The following is a 16,518-nucleotide window of genomic DNA, read 5'->3' on the forward strand; positions in this document are numbered from 1 at the left end:
CTTTAATTAGCCTCTATCTGTCGAACAATTATCTTCCTTGCTAAGACCGTAAATGTCTGTGTACGAGTAGTCACTAGATGACAGACTATCCAAGCGTCGACGATATCTATAAGCTTTTTAAAAAGACGAATGAGCAATTCCAAAATTCTCAGGTTCAATTTGATGCGCGTTTTGCGAAATTAGAAAAAACTGTGGCAGAGACAAATAAAGCCGTTGGTAATCTTTTTTCTTGCTGGGGTCATTTTGTAGAGGAGTTGGTCGAACCTGCGGCGATCGCCTTATTTCGTGTTCAAGGGATTGATGTCAAAGAAACCTATACTCGCGCTAGAACTCGGCGGCAAGGTTTTGCAATGGAGATTGATATCTTAGCTATTGATGAAACAGAGTTAGTTGCCATCGAATGTAAGTCCCGTCTAACTCGTGAAGAGGAGTGATTTTTATATCCGTTGAAACGCATCTTTTTGATATCTCAAATGAGTACTTAAACAGAAAAAAGGCGATCGCCTAATGACCGCCTCGAACTTAATCATGGTGTGAGAAATTGAGAGGCCAAGGTTCAATCAAGAATTTAGCCAGCTCAAAATATGATGATTACTATGATTATCGTTGACCTCTCTGAAAACCACCTTCAGGAATACCAAGAGCTTCCTTAAGTTCTGCTTCAGTGATCCCAAGTTGAGTTGCCGCAGCGGCAAGATCTGGGCGAGGAGGACGTTGACCATTTGCAGGGCGAGTTTCCGGCAAACCGAGAGCCGTTTTAAGTTCTGTTTTGGTGATGCCAAGCTGAGTTGCGGCAGCTTCTAGATTGGGGCGTTGGCGACGGGGTACACCGAGGGCTTGCTTCAGGACTTCTTCCGTAACACCTAGCTCGCTGGCAGCGGCAGCAAAATCAGGGCGGGGATGACGTTGACCATTTTCGGGGCGAGTTTCTGGCACACCGAGAGCCGTTTTTAACGTCTCTGTTGTTACACCGAGTTGGGTCGCAGCAGCCTCAAAATCAGGGCGAGAATGTCTTCTTTTGCCCATGTTTTCACTTTGTTCTAAATTGGAGCCTGTCTCAGGTTGCGCAATAACTTGATTAATAGTCATTAAACCAGCAATACCAATCACGACAGAGGAAGTAATGAGAATTAATGTACGACGGAAATTAGTCATGTCTAAAAACTTTGATCTCTACAATCCCTATTGAGCACCACGAAAATTACAGATTAATGTCCCCTTTCATTACAGAGTTGTAATTTTGCTGGGGAACAAAAAAATCTAAGATGAAAGCACGAATTTACAATCGTTTTAATGCATATTCTCTACGTCGAAGATGAGCTAAAAATTGCAGAATTTGTTCGTGCTGGTCTTAAGGAACAAGGTTTTGTGGTGGACTATTGTGATAACGGCAACGATGGTTATGATCGGGCGTTGCACCAAGATTATGACGTGATTGTGCTGGATATTATGGTGCCGGGAAAGGATGGTCTAGCCATTCTTAAAGGTATTCGTAAAGCGGGCAGCCAAACTCCGGTCATTCTCCTGACGGCGCGCAATGAACTGGACGATCGCCTTGATGGTTTAAATCTCGGTGCGGATGATTATATTGCGAAGCCATTTTTTGTGGAAGAACTGATTGCTCGTATCCATGCTGTGATTCGGCGGGTGTCCGGCGATCGCCAAAATATGTTGATTGTTGAGCCATTAAAACTAGATCGTCTGGCGCGGGAAGTGATGTGCAATGAGAAAGCGGTGGAACTCACCTCGCGGGAGTTTAACTTTCTAGAGTATTTAATGCGATCGCCGGGACGAGTATTTACGAGAACCCAAATTTTGGAACATGTCTGGGGCTACGACTTTAATCCCAATACGAATATTGTCGATGTCTGCGTGCAGCGTATCCGTAAAAAGCTCGATAAAGTGGGCGGTAAAGGCTGCATTGAAAGTGTGCGGGGTGTGGGCTATCGCTTTCAAAAACCGGAAACATCAATCTAAAGCTAATTGATTTCTTACTAGATTAAGCCTTTTGAAACTATCTTCTTTTCGACTGCGAATTGCTCTATTTTCTGCCATGCTCGCTGGCATTGCAGTATCAGGATTTGGTGGCATTTCTTACGTTTTACTTTATCAATCAAAAGCCCAAAATTTAGATCTTGAAATTCAAGAACGCTTATTACGAGAAGCCACGATTCCCAAACCAAGTACTGCTTGGCAATCTTTAGAAGAATCTCGTAATTTATTTTTTACAGAAAATTTCACCTCTAATGCTTTAGTCTATGTCCTCAATCATGACCAAACCATCATTTACCAATCAGTAAACTGGGAAAAAGATTTAAATCCTAATTTATCTTTTCCGCCACAACCATCACTACCTAAAGATTTTTTAAATAACCCTCGTCGTCCTGCTCCTTCTATGATGAATCGAGATATACAGCGACGACCCTTTAAGGCTCAACAGCTTCAAGAACTCACCAATCTTTCACCGTTAACAACCATCAAAACGACTAATGGTTATTGGCGACTAGGCACGGCATCTTCACCATTTGTCCAGATGGCGATCGCCGTCAATTTAGAAGTAATAGATCAAGAGATGGCGCTCATTCGGAATATTTTTGTGCTGCTCATTCCGGCAACGTTGGTGATAGTAATGGCGGGGGCGTGGTGGCTTTCAAGTAATGCCCTCGGCTCTGTGCAAAAGATTACGAATACTCTCAAAAAAGTAACGGCAAAAGGGCTTGATCAGCGGGTATCAATTAACGATTTAGATACAGAATTTTTTGAACTTGTAAATGTGTTTAATCAAATGATGGCACGTCTGGAACGGAGCTTTCAACAGGCTTCGCGGTTTAGTGGTGATGCTGCCCACGAACTCAAAACTCCCCTCGCTATTTTGCAGGGAGAGTTAGAACAGGCGATGCAAAATGCTCCGGCAGGTTCGCCGCAACAACAAACTTTTGGGCGCTTACTAGATGAAATTCGACGGCTCAGTTCGATTACCCGCAAACTATTACTTTTATCTTTGGCTGATGCGGGTCAAATGAAGCTGCAAACTCAAACAATTGATTTTTCTGAGCTGGTGTTAGAGCTCACTGAAGATATTGAACTGATGGCTCCAGAGTTAAATTTACAACTAAAACTTGCACGAAATTTAAAGCTTAAGGGCGATCGCCAACTCATCATCCAAGTCTTACAAAATCTAATTACTAATGCGATTAAATACAATATTCCTAACGGTTTTATCGCTATTGAAACGTTCCAGAATCAACACCATATTATTTTCAAAATTAGTAATTCTTCCAATGGTCTAAAGGGCGGCGATCGCCAGCGAGTTTTTGAACGATTTCAACGGGGCGATGCTTCCCATAATCGCAAAGTCGAAGGCTTCGGTTTAGGTTTAAGTTTATCTAGGGAAATTGCCCGCGCTCACGGTGGTAACTTGAAACTCGAACCGACTACAAAATTAGTGGTTTTCACTCTAACCTTACCGACACTACTAAATTAGGAAAAAAGTGATTTAATCTTGATAAATTTTGTCCTAAAACTTCAAGGGTTACTGCGTAAAAAACTGCCAAATCATGCGGGGCAAAGCAATAATTTGCTCGGCAATTTGATCGGATCGAATCCCAAAGGCAATTTGCAAAATCAAGGCGATCGCCGCAATCGTCAAAGCTGTTTTAATACTGGTTTTAACGATATTGACAAAGGCCGTAAAGACGAGCCAAGAGACAATGACGGCGGCAACAATGACGATAATTTCGACGGGCATAGGCAGAAGTGATAAACACAAAAAGTGGCAACTTCATAGCAACTGGCGATCGCCAATGGCCAAAGATTTAGCTTTTAGGATACAGGATGTCGGCTAAGACCATACAGCATCTTTATGCTGATCAGTTATCAGGTATCAGTTATCAGTGATCAGTTATCAGGTATCAGTTATCAGGTGTTTTTATGTTGCAATGTGACGCACTGTTGGGCTATTAGGATCGGAGTTTACGCAACCATTGGTCTTCATCGGAGCTGTCTTTGGCGATCGCCAGATAGGCATGTTCCGTCCATTCCACAATGATAATTTTTTGCCCTCTAGTTGGTACAACTGTTGCCCAAGGGGGACTACTTGCATTTACTGTCACCATGTTGCGTGCTGCGTCGTAAACATCCACTTGCCCGATTTTTCCGTCAATGTAGGGGGGCAAAATCTTTGATGTGACTGTGCCCTCGCAACCGACGAGCCGTTCGCTACTGACATCTTCGCCAAATGACGCGAACATTTTGCCAAGGGGATAAGCCAGCAGTTTGCCACTCCACAAGGCGATCGCCCCACTCAGCCAAAATACACCTGCTCCCATTACCCCTGTCGGAATTTGACCCGTACCTGCACCAATCCAAACATTAAAAATCCAGCCCAGCAATCCCCATAAACTACAGTCGATCGCCAGCAAGATCATTAAGGGAGCTTGCCCAAACCCAAACCAAGATAAAACCGAGAGCACGCCAGAACTACCGTCCGCCTCAACATCACCATCGACATCGCCATCAATGTCTGCATCCACATCCGCGTCAATATCAGCATCCACATCAACGTCCACGTCTAAATCCGCATCAACTTCCGCATCCAGATCATCGTCGCCTCCGCCAGAAAAAATCACGAAGAGGAAAAGCACTATACCCAAACCCAGCAGTACCCAGTATCCTAAATTCGCGGCATCAAAAATCATTGGTTTTTCGGACTCATTCGCAGTGGAGAGGTTTGCTTTTCAGCATAATCTGAAGTCCTAGCTCCTCTACCGATAATGACAAGGTTTGTAATTGAGAAAATCAAAAAATGCGCAGGCGATCGCCACCTTGATGACCAAGATGCTATTAGCAAAACATTTGATGTAAGACACTTATTTGCCAAAACGCTGTTGCGCGCGAACGACTAATTCCGCTGTAATTTCTTCAACTTCCTCTTCACGAGCTAGCTCTTCAATAGTTTGGCGAGCTTGGGAGCGGGCATAAAAAGGAATATTTTTATATTTCACCTTGGCAGCTTCAGTCCAAGGAATTTCTTCTGGAAAATTAGGATAATTCATTGCACATCTAATTTAGAAAGGTATTTTGATCATAGCAGGGATTTATAGAGACAGAAGCGCGACAAAGCTTACCGCATCACGTTTTCTGAGTTTTGGATGATTGCCTATTATGGGGCAAGTTATCGGGGCGATCGCCACGTCGATTAAACCATTGTTTTCCGGAGTTGTAATGCGTGAAACAAGCTTAAAATATCGCACTGCCATACCGGTAAAACTAAGGTCATCAGAATTTCTTCGACGGTATTCAGCCAACACAAGGCGATCGCCAACCAAAGGGTTTCCGCATAATTAAAACCAAATAACGCAATGGTTGCAATCAAGAGTGCCAGTCCCCAAGCTTTGGCAGTGTAGGTATGGAAGCTGGGCATTTTTTTGAATTTAATCAAACTCACCGTAAACAAACAAAGCTGAATGGCGATCGCCGAGAGTAGCGGTATTTTGAAGGCGACTAAGACTTCTGGGTATACGAGCCAAGCACTGATGGCAATACACAAATAAAGAGAAATATCAGCCCAACTATCCGCCTGACGTAAGGCGGTGGTGCTCACCCCCAAACGGCGGGCGATAATGCCGTCAAAAATATCCGATAACACCGCCAAGATATAGCCAACGACAAACCAAGAACTGGTACGCTGATCGGCAGCATCCCACAGTAGCAAGGGAGCAACAGCAAACCGGAAACTAACTAAAATTCCCGGAAGCCATCGCATACAAAAAATAACTTGATGATGCCAATAAATACTCTGGTTTTTGATTTTAATCATGGCTGGATCTGATGGGAACTGGAGTGAGTGATCGCTCTACTTTAGTGATGAATAATTGTTTTAATTACAAACACCAACAATTTGCAGTCTAAGTAACATTTAAAGGTAGTGTTTTTCGTAAAATAGAAGGCTGGACATTTTTTATATTCTCTTCGCTCATTGTAGTCATGCAAGCTCAAAGCCCTTACGAAACAAAAACTCAGGCGATCGCCAAAGAATTAATCTCTGCAACACGGGAAAAACGCTCATTTTTCTCAAAATTACAGGATCAAATGCGCCTAGACGATAAATTACTGGGCTGGACAATGGAAAACCCCTTTTTACGGGTGCAATTGTTTCGCTTTATTGATACCTTACCTGCCCTAAAAGATAACGGTGAAATCGCCCGTCATCTCCAGCAATATTTAGGCGATGATACCGTTGAGTTGCCCGCTGCTCTGAAGAAAATTTTAAACTTTACAGAACCGAATTCGCCGCCAGCCCAAATTGCCGCCGCAACCATTAGTAAATCGGTGGAAACCCTCGCTTTTAAATATATTTCTGGCGAAAACACTAAACAACTTCTAAAAACTGTCGAACGGCTGCGCAAGGACAAAATGGCGTTTACGATTGACCTCCTCGGCGAAGCGGTAATCACAGAATCGGAAGCGCAACAATATCAACAAACCTATTTGGATTTGATGGCAGATCTTGCAGCAGAAGCGAAGCGTTGGTCTAAGGTGAATGCCATTGATGAAGCGGATGGAGAAGCCCTCGCAAAAGTTCAGGTGTCGGTAAAATTAACGGCGTTTTATTCGCAATTTGATCCCCTCGATCCGGCGGGCAGTAAAGCAAATGTGGCTGAAAGGGTACGGCTGTTATTACGTCACGCGAAAGACCTTGGAGTGGCTGTTCATTTTGATATGGAGCACTACGAATATAAGACTCTCACGCTGCAAATTCTTAAGGAAGTTTTGATGGAAGAAGAGTTCCGCGATCGCCGTGATATTGGCGTAACGATGCAGGGATATTTGCGGGATTCTTATGCCGATCTAGAAGGTCTGGTTGCATGGGCAAAGGAGCGGGGCACACCCATCACTGTCCGCCTTGTGAAGGGTGCTTATTGGGATCAGGAAACGATTAATGCCTTGCAAAATCATTGGGAACAGCCCGTTTTTAATGAGAAGGGCGCGACGGATATTAACTACGAACGCATGACTCGTTTGCTATTGGAAAATCACCAGTATCTCTACGGGGCGATCGCCAGTCATAATGTGCGGTCTCAGGCGGTGGCTTGTGCGATCGCCAAGGAACTGAATATTCCCCGCCGCAACTTTGAATGTCAGGTGCTGTATGGCATGGGCGATCAACTGGCGAAAGCTTTGGTGAAAGAAGGCTATCGGGTGCGAGTGTATTGTCCCTATGGCAAAATTCTGCCGGGGATGGCCTATCTCATTCGTCGTTTGCTGGAAAATACCGCCAATAGTTCTTTCCTCCGCCAAAACCTAGAGGAACGTCCCGTTGAAGAATTGATTGCACCACCGACAGGCGATCTCAACCAAACTATCCATGACATCGCCGCCAGCCCTATTCATTTTGATGCGGCTCCCAATACTGATTACGCCGAGCCAGATTTGCGGAGTAAGGCAGAATTTGCCCTTGATGAAGTGAAAAAGCAGCTGGGCAAACGCTATTTGCCTTTCATCAACGGCGAATATGTGCAAACCGAAAATTTTGTAGATTCGGTAAATCCTTCTCGTTCAGCAGAACTTATAGGTAAGGTTGGGCAAATTTCTCAGGAGCAAGCACAAGAGGCGATCGCCGCTGCTAAAGCTGCCTTTCCCGCATGGAAGAAAACCCCTGCTACCGAACGGGCCAACATTCTCCGTAAAGCTGCCGAAATCATGGAAACCCGCCGCCATGAATTGAATGCTTGGATTTGTCTTGAAACCGGAAAAACCTTGCGCGAAGCTGATCCGGAAGTGTCGGAAGCGATCGATTTTTGTCGTTACTATGCCGATGAAATGGAGCGTCTCGCCCATGGTTTCGACGTGAAACCCGATGACCTCTCCCAAGTGCGCGGTTTCAAAAAATATGATGTGTGCGGTGAAACCAACCGTTACCATTACCAACCACGCGGCATTGCGGTGGTTATTTCTCCTTGGAATTTTCCCTTTGCGATCGCCACAGGTATGACCGTTGCAGCACTGGTAACTGGTAACTGCACACTGTTAAAGCCTGCCGCCACCTCCAGCGTCATCGGCGCAAAAATCGCCGAAATTCTCATCGAAGCCGGAATGCCCAAAGGTGTGTTCCAGTTTGTGCCGGGGCGGGGTTCTACCGTTGGTAACTACATGGTAAAACATCCCGATGTGCATCTCATTGCCTTTACTGGTTCCCGCGAAGTGGGTTGTGATATTTATGCGAATGCGGCGATCGTGCAACCGGGTCAAAAGCATCTCAAGCGGGTCATTGCGGAGATGGGCGGAAAGAACGCGATCATCGTCGATGACAGTGCCGACCTCGACCAAGCGGTGGCGGGAGTGCTCCATTCTGCCTTTGGTTATAGCGGTCAAAAGTGTTCGGCTTGTTCCCGTGCCATTGTGATGGATGCGGTGCATGACACCTTCGTTGAGCGTCTGGTGGAAGCGGTGAAATCCATTAATGTCGGTGAAACGGATAATCCCAGCGTCAAGATGGGGCCTGTGATTGATGGGTCTGCCCAAGCAAAAATTAAGGACTACATCCTCAAGGGTAAGGAGCAATCCACCGTCGCCTTTGAAACGGAGGTGCCAGACAATGGATTCTATGTGTCCCCCACGATTTTCACTGGGGTAAAGGCTGACCACGGGATCGCCCAAGAGGAGATTTTTGGGCCAGTGCTGGCGGTGATTAAGGTGAGTTCCTTTGATGAGGCGTTAGAGGTTGCCAATGGCACGGACTATGCGCTGACTGGTGGGATTTACTCGCGCACTCCCCTCTCCATTGAGCGGGCAACGGAGGAGTTTGAAGTGGGTAATCTTTATATCAATCGGGGGATTACGGGGGCGATCGTGTCGCGTCAACCGTTTGGTGGCTTCAAGATGTCTGGTGTGGGTTCTAAAGCGGGTGGCCCTGATTATCTCCTGCAATTCCTAGAGCCACGTCATGTGACTGAAAATGTTCAACGTCAAGGTTTTGCACCTATTGAAGGAGTTGATTAACTCATAAAAGTAATATTTTTAGGTCAGATAAATAAGTGCAACCCTAGTACTTTGTAACAATATATTTCAGATTTTATCAGCACCCTAGAGGTGCTTTTTTTATTGGTTATGTTGTTCTAAACATTGATTTAAGCAAGAACAAGCACTTACGTAAATATATTTATTTTTTGTATTTTAACTTAGGTAAAACAGGCTTTTCTAGGATACAAATATGGACTTTTCCCAAATTCAGCCGGCATCATCTAGCGAAATTCAGTCCCTTCATATCAATGATGCAAAAGACTTATTAATGGTCTATGACCATCAAGCTAATGCGGGAGATCAAGTCGAAATGTTTTTGTCCCTTGCAGAAACGCAGCCTGATAAAGCACTCGGTCTATTTGCAACAGTGTTAGGAAAGACAAAAAATCTACCTAAGAAAGCGCTGGCTTTGCAAGGATTTGGACATTTAACAGATAGCTATAAAGTTTCTTTGGCTAGTGGTATGTCTTCGGAAAGCCAAGAATTACTAAAAATTCTCTGTAGCGAACTAAAAAATAAAACTAATGACCTTACAATTTGGGCTGCAACAGAAGCAATTCAAGGAATTGGTTTTCCAAGTCACTTGCTTGAACATTCTGAAGGGGGAGATCTATCAGAGTCGCCGCGAAGAATTAAAAAGGAAGTTCTTGAACGTAATCTACAGCAACTTCATAAAATCCAACGACTAGATAGTAAAGGTGAGTTTACGGCTGAATACGAAAGATTTTTGGAATTTTGGATTTATGGCCCTACGGAAGAACTATTAAAGTCTGAAGCTATCTATGGTCAAGCATTAGATATAGTTAAGGATGTATTGTTTTTTACTCAAACGAGAGGAGCATACTTGGGTCTTGTTATTTCTCAAAACCCAGAAATTCAACAAGTCTCTTTTGAACAACTTCAAAGCATATTAACTCAATACAAAAGTAGTAAAGACACATTCTTTAAAAAAAATCTAGAAGATAGTTTGAGTCGTTTTTTTAATAGCTCTGACCAAACAGTTGATGATTTAAGAAAACTCTCTGATGCAGCTCTTTACCAAGAGAATGACATCCTGAGTATTGACTTTCAAAATTCTAATCAATCAGAATTGTATACTTTTGCTCAATTCCTCAAACGAAAAAATGAAAGCATAAGTTCAATCTTTACAATGGCGACTAAAGTATGTTCTGTTTCCACGCTAAGTAAGATACTGCAAAATATTGAAGCTTCATATCAAGACGAAATTGTAAAGTCAATTACTGGAGTCCAACAACAATTAGATATTCTTGAAACAGAGAGCAGGAAGTTTAACGATAACATTGGTGGTTTAAATAAGGCATTCAGTCAATTTAAAAAAGAACGTTTGCCGTCTACTGAAATTGAAAGTCAATCTCAAAAGTTTGCAAAGTGGCAAAACGTAGTTATATTCGATTGTTCAAGTTATAGCTACAGCCAATATCAGAGTAAAAAAGAGGATCTAAATAATTTCAAGGAAGATTTCACTAAGAAAGTACAACAAATAATTAGTGATTTATATTCTTCTTCTCAAAAACTTAATGTCAATTTTGACACAGTACTAGAAAATGCTCGAAATTTAATTATTTGGGGGGTGATCATTTTAATTTGTACTTTTGCGTTTTCGTCATGTACCGGTTCTTTTGGATCTCGGTCAAATAACGTGACAGCTAAACAGGGAACTTCTACTACAGCAAGTACGAAGCAATGGTATGAAAAAAACTACCCAAAAAATAGTTGTGGAACTCCAAAAGCTCCTAGTGCTGGTGAATGTTGGAATCCGGTATTTATTAGCTATACGAATTCCAACTGGAGTGAAATCATTAACACTTGCAAAGATGTTCCTAAAGCTCAGTCTCAAAGTAGAGCAAGGCAAAGAGGCAAAATACAAATTGCGTCTTTTAATAGCGAGTCTGATGCTAAAGGTTTCGCTAAGTTTATGGATCAACACTACTCCGGCACTCCGTGGATAGGAGAAACGAAGTGTTACTAGTCATGTTTTAGTTGGAGGTTACATTGAAATGATTAAATGGTTTTATATTGGAAGCGGATTACTTATTCTTTTAGGCATTTTGCAAATGTTTAATGTCCAAAGAGATAAATCTAGACAGGAAAATGAATCCTACAGGCTGAATAATCAAATTAACAGCCTAAGAGAAATTATTGATGTACTGCAGCAGAATTGGAAATCATGAGCTTGTCTAATACCATTTGCTTCAAGTTGAATACGAAGTCTAATAATAAGTCTCAATCGAAAAACTTCGGTTTATTTCGTCTGACTGCATATGAACAACTTCTTAATTCTCTTCAATCAACTTATTCTGATTTTTCCTTCTCTATTCGTCATTTATATAATCCTTCTGAAGAAGAAAAGCTTAAATCTTTTATACTAATCAGCTCAGGTTCTAACTCACCACATACTGGTAGTGCTCAAGTTTTAGCAGGTCAGTTAAAAGGAAGCTTAGGAAGATGGTACGAAGTAAAGGAACACAAGATTGAACTCTTTGATTTGTTTGATTGGGTCGGCTCTATCAGTCATTTATGTAAGTTTGGGGAATTTGTCAACTCTAATGATCTCTCTACATATGTTCCTCATCCATTACACTTGCCTAAAATATTTGAGTATGCAAATGACGATGATGATTTTATTTTATTAGATTTCCTAGAAGAAAATGAATCTGAGAAGTTGATTGTAGATATTGTCCTCTCCAGAGATAAAAGTTTAGAGCAGAATCATACTCTAAGTAAAGCAATTAAAGAATCCAATCAAATACTAGAACGAAATAAGTCAACAAAAAATATTGATAAAATTTACGAGTATTACCAGTCTCATTACTTAGAAAATCCCTTATTTAATTATAGTATTCGTGCACTTGGAGCAAATGCTATTGATACAGTTGCTATATTGACAGCATTAAATGCTATTCTTACGCAGAGAAATAACAACTGTAAAAGTTTACAGCTTTACTCATTTGATGCAGGAAATTTTCTTTTCAAAGATGGTTTAGATGCTGCACATAAGGCACAAGCTTTTACTGGATTCGAATGGCACGGTTGGAACACTGAACAAGGAAAGAACCTAGAAAACCAACATATTAAGAAAACGCGAAAATCGAAGGGGCTTTTATCTACTTGGGATGATGGATCATTAGATATACCAGAACCTGTTTTAACCTTTGAAGAATCCTTGCAGGCAGTTCAGGAACAGAAATTATTGTCGTCTATATCTGACAAAAATCAGAGTGGTATAGAATCGAAAGAGCTTGTTCTCCGAGGCAGCTCGGCATTATCTAAAGCTCACAAAGCGAAAATCCCCACTATTGCCAATCTTAAGCCTTTACACCATCTGACTACATATTCAGAATTCTCAAAATTCATCAGATTTTTTGCTTCTTGTATGCCTGAACAACAACAGAATGCTTGTCAATTTCAAGATGAAGAGATTTTCACGAAATATCGACACCTTATTACAAAAGATACATATATAGTTGGATTAGATGATAATGAAGAGCCAGTGCTTTCTTCTTGGGCAGAAATTCCACATCGCCTTATTGCAGGTTTGCCCGGCTCAGGAAAAACTAATTTTCTAAATTGGATTGTGTTCCAATTCCTATTTGTTAACCCACGAAGGAAAATCTATATTTCTGATTTCGGTGGTGTTGACTTCCAATACTTACAAGACCTTAACTTAAATGTTGAGATTGTAGATGAGCTTGACGACTGTGTTGATTTCGTAGAGAAAATTCACCAAGAAGAGTATGAAAGACGTTTAGGCTTAATGAAGCAGTATAAGGTCTCAAATATTAAATCTCTGGAACAAGAAGGAGTGGATATCGACAGAACGCTATGGATTATCGACGAAGCGGCAGATATCGCCGATGCCCAATACAAGGTCAAGGGAACAATTGAGAAACGCTTAAAAGAATATGCCCGTAAAGGACGAAAATACGGAATCCAAGTTTTGTATTGCACACAGCGTCCCACTACTGAAGTTGTCTCTAAACAAGTGACAGACCAGTGCGAAGAAAAAAACATTTTTAGAGTTTCCCCCGATGCCAGTCAGCGTATGCTTAATGATGCGATCGCCGGAACGATTACGCCAGATCAACGCGGGCGATGTTGGCTAGATGGTCACGCTGGCAGAATGTTTGTAAATGTACCAAAAATAGAGAAGCCAGAGGGTAGTACCATTGCAGTAGAAGATACTCTTTGGAGACACTTCATCAAGTAGCACTTACTTATTTACTTTTCGATTGTTTACTAAGAAGAAAATGAATTTAATTGAAGTAATTGAAGAGTTTCGCCAAATGATTAAAGAGCTTGTAGATAGACTTGAAGAGATCGATTCTGTGTCTCAAGGTATTCCTTCTACTGAAGCAGAACAATTAAGCAATAAATTTGCTGTCTTGATGGATAATTTAGAAGAGGTTGGTTCTCGCCTCAATACAAGTACTGAACTTTTGGACGAAATTCGTGACCGATGGGGATAATATATAATGTCTCTATCAGAAGAAATTGCAAGTTTTCGAGTAAATTTAGCTAGAACATTATCTTGCCTTTATACAATTCATCAGGCTTCGGAGGATTTACTAGAGTCTTCAGCAGAGGAAATTTCGTTAAAACTCGCTAAACTTCAGGATTTGTTATCAGAAGTTTCTGACTGTCATCAGTCATCAGTTAACTACCTTGTAGACATTGACCAACAGTGGGGAAGCGGACAGTTCTCGAAATCTTCTAAAGTGAACCGTAGCAATCATCAAAGTGCTGCTTTAAAGTCTAATAAAAAGAAGAAAATCGACGAGTTGCAATCTCTTGTAGACTACCGAGAGAAAATGGGTTTTCCAGTAGCAGGTAGCGAAGAAGATAATGCCACAGTTACTAAGTTACAAATAGGAGACAAGACTTACTTTGGCGTTAACTCCAGCCGAAATCCAAATCGCCGGAAGATTACATTAAGAGTCAATTTCATCTCCCGTACCCATGCCGAAGCAGATGTCTTCCAACAAGCTTTTGATGCTGGAGTACGAAGTGATTATGTAAAATTAGTGGTAGATCGTGATCCTTGCCGAGCCTGCGGTTTGAGGGGTGGCATCAAGGGAATGGCAAGACAACTAGGAGTCAAAACCCTCGAAATTATTAGTCCCAGCGGTCGTCAAATTATTCAAATAACTTGAGATTTTTATTATGTTTATCTCCTACTTCTCATTTGAAAATTGGCAAGGTAACAGAAACGATTTAGTGACGAAAGCAGTAGAAAACTGGTCAGACATTGAAACGGAAATCCGTCGCCTCAATGCGAAAACACAAACCTTAGTCACGCTGGAAACCGAAGACGAAGTACATATGGCAATTGGTGGGGGTCAAGGACAGTATGTCGCTTATGTTGCCCTAGCAGACGAAAGTTTTCACAACATCATTGATCCATCTAAATCAGAGCGCGAAGTGAACGTCATGGTTGGCGGGCAAGAAAGTCCATATCCAGAAAAACAATGTGTTGCTCTTGAAACTGTTTTGCAAGCTGCCAAAACCTTTGCAGAAAGTGGACAGATGGATAAAACCGTAGTTTGGGAAGAAGATCTCGCCCTTGAGTTAGTTTAGAAAATCGCCGAAATTCTCATCGAAGCCGGAATGCCCAAAGGTGTGTTCCAGTTTGTGCCGGGGCGGGGTTCTACCGTTGGTAACTACATGGTGAAACATCCCGATGTGCATCTAATCGCGTTCACTGGTTCCCGCGAAGTGGGTTGTGATATTTATGCGAATGCGGCGATCGTGCAACCCGGTCAAAAGCATCTCAAGCGCGTCATTGCGGAGATGGGTGGTAAGAATGCCATCATCGTCGATGACAGTGCCGACCTCGATCAAGCGGTGGCGGGTGTGCTCCATTCTGCCTTTGGTTATAGCGGTCAAAAGTGTTCAGCTTGTTCCCGTGCCATTGTGATGGATGCGGTGCATGACACCTTCGTCGAGCGTCTGGTGGAAGCGGTGAAATCCATTAATGTCGGTGAAACGGATAATCCCAGCGTCAAGATGGGGCCTGTGATTGACGGCTCTGCCCAAGCAAAAATCAAAGACTACATTCTCAAGGGTAAGGAGCAATCCACCGTCGCCTTTGAAACCGAAGTTCCGGACAATGGTTTCTATGTGTCGCCCACGATTTTCACTGGGGTAAAAGCTGACCATGCGATCGCCCAAGAGGAGATTTTTGGGCCAGTGCTGGCGGTGATTAAGGTGAGTTCCTTTGATGAGGCGTTAGAGGTTGCCAATGGCACGGACTATGCGCTGACTGGTGGGATTTACTCGCGTACTCCCCTCTCCATTGAGCGGGCAACGGAGGAGTTTGAAGTGGGTAATCTTTATATCAATCGGGGGATTACGGGGGCGATCGTCTCGCGTCAACCGTTTGGTGGCTTCAAGATGTCTGGTGTTGGTTCCAAGGCTGGTGGCCCTGATTATCTCCTGCAATTCCTAGAGCCACGTCATGTAACTGAGAACGTTCAACGTCAAGGTTTTGCACCCATCGAAGGGGTTGATTAATTGATGAAATAACGGCGATCGCTCTTCTGCTGTGAGGTGGGAGAGCGACCTCAAAAATTTAGAGTAAAAAATCATAAAAACTGTGCTTAACTAGAGTCATTCGTACTACAGTTACATTGAAATTCGAGCTTTTCTAGCATTGGACTAAGGACTTCACGAGAGTGGCTGAGAAGAAAAATACAAAAGACAATCCCAAAAAAGAACTTTTTAGCTATGGCTTGGTTCAAGCCGTATCTGCGATTCATGAATTTTCTGTGTTAGAAGCAGATCATAATTTGGATGCTTCAGGGTTAGACCTGACCATTGCATCTCCTTATGAAATTAATGGAATAGATGGAGGAAAATTAGATCTTCAAGTCAAGTGTACATCGCAAAAATTATCTGAAACTTCTGATTCTTTTAGGTACTCAATACCAGTCAAGAATTACAATTGGTTGATCAAAGAAAAAGTTTCTGTCAAAAGAGTTCTTATTGTAGTTCTAGTGCCTAGGAATGTTGAATCTTGGCTATTGATTTCACCAGAAAAAATTGTCGCTCAAAACTGTATTTACTGGATTGATTTAGTTGGGGAAGAAGAAACATCAAATTCCTCTAATATAACAATTAGCATCCCTAAAGATAATATTTTAACTCCCGATGCTCTCTTTGAAATAATGAAAGAATCTGTCGACAGATTATTTGGTTAAAATGAAGAACTATGATTTAACTATCTTAAATAACCTTTCTGTTGAGAGTTTATGTTTTTATCTCAAGCAAACGGGCTGGGAAAAAATAAAAGAGCGTGAAGGTGTTGCCTCTTTATGGAAGAGAGAGAGCGAAAATGCTGTTATTGTTCCCTTAGATCCCAGTTATGATGACTATATAGATCGACTATGGCAAGTTTTTCAAGCCTTAGAAAAAATCGAAAAACGGGCTCTCCGGGATTGACTATGCAGCGTTGGTAGGAAAATGCCAACAAATGAGACA

At 42.2% G+C, this 16,518-nt stretch carries 15 protein-coding genes and 2 pseudogenes; 12 read left to right on the forward strand and 5 right to left on the reverse strand.

Translation table 11 applies throughout. From position 1 onward, the window contains the following. Positions 1-77: 77 nt before the first annotated feature. Positions 78-428: pseudogene (locus tag NIES208_RS01880) on the forward strand (DUF3782 domain-containing protein); the annotation flags it as partial. A 172-nt stretch (positions 429-600) separates the two neighbouring features. On the opposite strand, the gene NIES208_RS01885 reads toward NIES208_RS01880, so the two are convergent. After that, a complete protein-coding gene (locus tag NIES208_RS01885; RefSeq protein ID WP_075889137.1) occupies positions 601-1,155 on the reverse strand; it encodes a hypothetical protein in 555 nt (184 codons plus the stop codon). A gap of 138 nt (positions 1,156-1,293) precedes the next feature. Here NIES208_RS01885 and NIES208_RS01890 point away from each other — a divergent pair, with 138 nt between their 5' ends. Together NIES208_RS01890 and NIES208_RS01895 are read left to right on the forward strand one after the other, a co-directional pair. Then, positions 1,294-1,977 (forward strand): response regulator transcription factor, encoded by a 684-nt coding sequence (locus tag NIES208_RS01890; RefSeq protein ID WP_075889139.1) that lies wholly within the window; start codon positions 1,294-1,296, stop codon positions 1,975-1,977. Positions 1,978-2,008: 31 nt separating this feature from the next. Then, complete coding sequence (locus tag NIES208_RS01895) at positions 2,009-3,484, forward strand: sensor histidine kinase (protein ID WP_075889141.1); 1,476 nt, start codon at positions 2,009-2,011, stop codon at positions 3,482-3,484. Between the two features lie 48 nt (positions 3,485-3,532). On the opposite strand, the gene NIES208_RS01900 is transcribed toward NIES208_RS01895, so the two are convergent. The 4 genes from NIES208_RS01900 to NIES208_RS01915 all read right to left on the reverse strand — a co-directional run bounded on the left by NIES208_RS01900 (position 3,533) and on the right by NIES208_RS01915 (position 5,818). Next, positions 3,533-3,748: a hypothetical protein gene (locus NIES208_RS01900; protein WP_075889143.1), complete on the reverse strand. Its 216-nt coding sequence runs from the start codon at positions 3,746-3,748 to the stop codon at positions 3,533-3,535. A 211-nt stretch (positions 3,749-3,959) separates the two neighbouring features. Beyond that, on the reverse strand, positions 3,960-4,697 hold the full coding sequence (locus tag NIES208_RS01905; RefSeq protein ID WP_075889145.1) for an OB-fold-containig protein: 738 nt from the start codon (positions 4,695-4,697) through the stop codon (positions 3,960-3,962). A gap of 171 nt (positions 4,698-4,868) precedes the next feature. Next, positions 4,869-5,054, reverse strand: a complete 186-nt coding sequence (locus tag NIES208_RS01910; protein WP_075889147.1) for a PCP reductase family protein — start codon at positions 5,052-5,054, stop codon at positions 4,869-4,871. 143 nt (positions 5,055-5,197) lie between these two features. After that, positions 5,198-5,818: a CDP-alcohol phosphatidyltransferase family protein gene (locus NIES208_RS01915; RefSeq protein WP_235641324.1), complete on the reverse strand. Its 621-nt coding sequence runs from the start codon at positions 5,816-5,818 to the stop codon at positions 5,198-5,200. A gap of 167 nt (positions 5,819-5,985) precedes the next feature. Between NIES208_RS01915 and pruA the strand changes: the two genes are divergently transcribed. From pruA to NIES208_RS01960, 9 genes and pseudogenes are all read left to right on the forward strand, one after another. Beyond that, on the forward strand, positions 5,986-9,000 hold the full coding sequence (pruA, locus tag NIES208_RS01920) for an L-glutamate gamma-semialdehyde dehydrogenase (protein ID WP_075889149.1): 3,015 nt from the start codon (positions 5,986-5,988) through the stop codon (positions 8,998-9,000). 211 nt (positions 9,001-9,211) lie between these two features. Then, a complete protein-coding gene (locus NIES208_RS01925) occupies positions 9,212-11,011 on the forward strand; it encodes a hypothetical protein (RefSeq protein WP_075889151.1) in 1,800 nt (599 codons plus the stop codon). A gap of 204 nt (positions 11,012-11,215) precedes the next feature. After that, the gene (locus NIES208_RS01930; RefSeq protein ID WP_216349341.1) at positions 11,216-13,249 is read left to right on the forward strand and encodes an FtsK/SpoIIIE domain-containing protein; all 2,034 of its coding nucleotides are present in this window, start codon (positions 11,216-11,218) and stop codon (positions 13,247-13,249) included. 40 nt (positions 13,250-13,289) lie between these two features. Next, positions 13,290-13,508 (forward strand): hypothetical protein, encoded by a 219-nt coding sequence (locus tag NIES208_RS01935; protein WP_075889155.1) that lies wholly within the window; start codon positions 13,290-13,292, stop codon positions 13,506-13,508. 6 nt (positions 13,509-13,514) lie between these two features. Next, entirely contained in the window at positions 13,515-14,192 is a 678-nt protein-coding gene (locus NIES208_RS19305) for a deaminase (protein WP_225875226.1), read from the forward strand. A gap of 10 nt (positions 14,193-14,202) precedes the next feature. Next, the gene (locus tag NIES208_RS01945) at positions 14,203-14,616 is read left to right on the forward strand and encodes an Imm1 family immunity protein (protein ID WP_075889157.1); all 414 of its coding nucleotides are present in this window, start codon (positions 14,203-14,205) and stop codon (positions 14,614-14,616) included. Next, a pseudogene (locus NIES208_RS01950) lies at positions 14,617-15,552 on the forward strand (aldehyde dehydrogenase family protein); the annotation flags it as partial. It abuts the gene before it with no gap. Positions 15,553-15,713: 161 nt separating this feature from the next. Then, entirely contained in the window at positions 15,714-16,238 is a 525-nt protein-coding gene (locus tag NIES208_RS01955; protein ID WP_075889159.1) for a DUF4365 domain-containing protein, read from the forward strand. A 1-nt stretch (position 16,239) separates the two neighbouring features. Continuing rightward, positions 16,240-16,479, forward strand: coding sequence for a hypothetical protein (locus NIES208_RS01960; protein ID WP_075889161.1), 240 nt, complete (start codon positions 16,240-16,242; stop codon positions 16,477-16,479). Positions 16,480-16,518 lie beyond the last annotated feature (39 nt).

Source organism: [Limnothrix rosea] IAM M-220, assembly GCF_001904615.1.
In the GTDB taxonomy this organism is placed as follows: domain Bacteria; phylum Cyanobacteriota; class Cyanobacteriia; order Cyanobacteriales; family MRBY01; genus MRBY01.

What these genes read in the sequence shown, in the direction of transcription:
- NIES208_RS19305 (WP_225875226.1), top strand. Translation starts at nt 13,515, where the DNA reads ATGTCTCTATCAGAAGAAATTGCAAGTTTTCGAGTAAATTTAGCTAGA.
- NIES208_RS01945 (WP_075889157.1), top strand. Translation starts at nt 14,203, where the DNA reads ATGTTTATCTCCTACTTCTCATTTGAAAATTGGCAAGGTAACAGAAAC.
- NIES208_RS01960 (WP_075889161.1), top strand. Translation starts at nt 16,240, where the DNA reads ATGAAGAACTATGATTTAACTATCTTAAATAACCTTTCTGTTGAGAGT.
- NIES208_RS01900 (WP_075889143.1), bottom strand. Translation starts at nt 3,748, where the DNA reads ATGCCCGTCGAAATTATCGTCATTGTTGCCGCCGTCATTGTCTCTTGG.
- NIES208_RS01890 (WP_075889139.1), top strand. Translation starts at nt 1,294, where the DNA reads ATGCATATTCTCTACGTCGAAGATGAGCTAAAAATTGCAGAATTTGTT.
- NIES208_RS01910 (WP_075889147.1), bottom strand. Translation starts at nt 5,054, where the DNA reads ATGAATTATCCTAATTTTCCAGAAGAAATTCCTTGGACTGAAGCTGCC.
- NIES208_RS01925 (WP_075889151.1), top strand. Translation starts at nt 9,212, where the DNA reads ATGGACTTTTCCCAAATTCAGCCGGCATCATCTAGCGAAATTCAGTCC.
- pruA (WP_075889149.1), top strand. Translation starts at nt 5,986, where the DNA reads ATGCAAGCTCAAAGCCCTTACGAAACAAAAACTCAGGCGATCGCCAAA.
- NIES208_RS01915 (WP_235641324.1), bottom strand. Translation starts at nt 5,818, where the DNA reads ATGATTAAAATCAAAAACCAGAGTATTTATTGGCATCATCAAGTTATT.
- NIES208_RS01935 (WP_075889155.1), top strand. Translation starts at nt 13,290, where the DNA reads ATGAATTTAATTGAAGTAATTGAAGAGTTTCGCCAAATGATTAAAGAG.
- NIES208_RS01905 (WP_075889145.1), bottom strand. Translation starts at nt 4,697, where the DNA reads ATGATTTTTGATGCCGCGAATTTAGGATACTGGGTACTGCTGGGTTTG.
- NIES208_RS01885 (WP_075889137.1), bottom strand. Translation starts at nt 1,155, where the DNA reads ATGACTAATTTCCGTCGTACATTAATTCTCATTACTTCCTCTGTCGTG.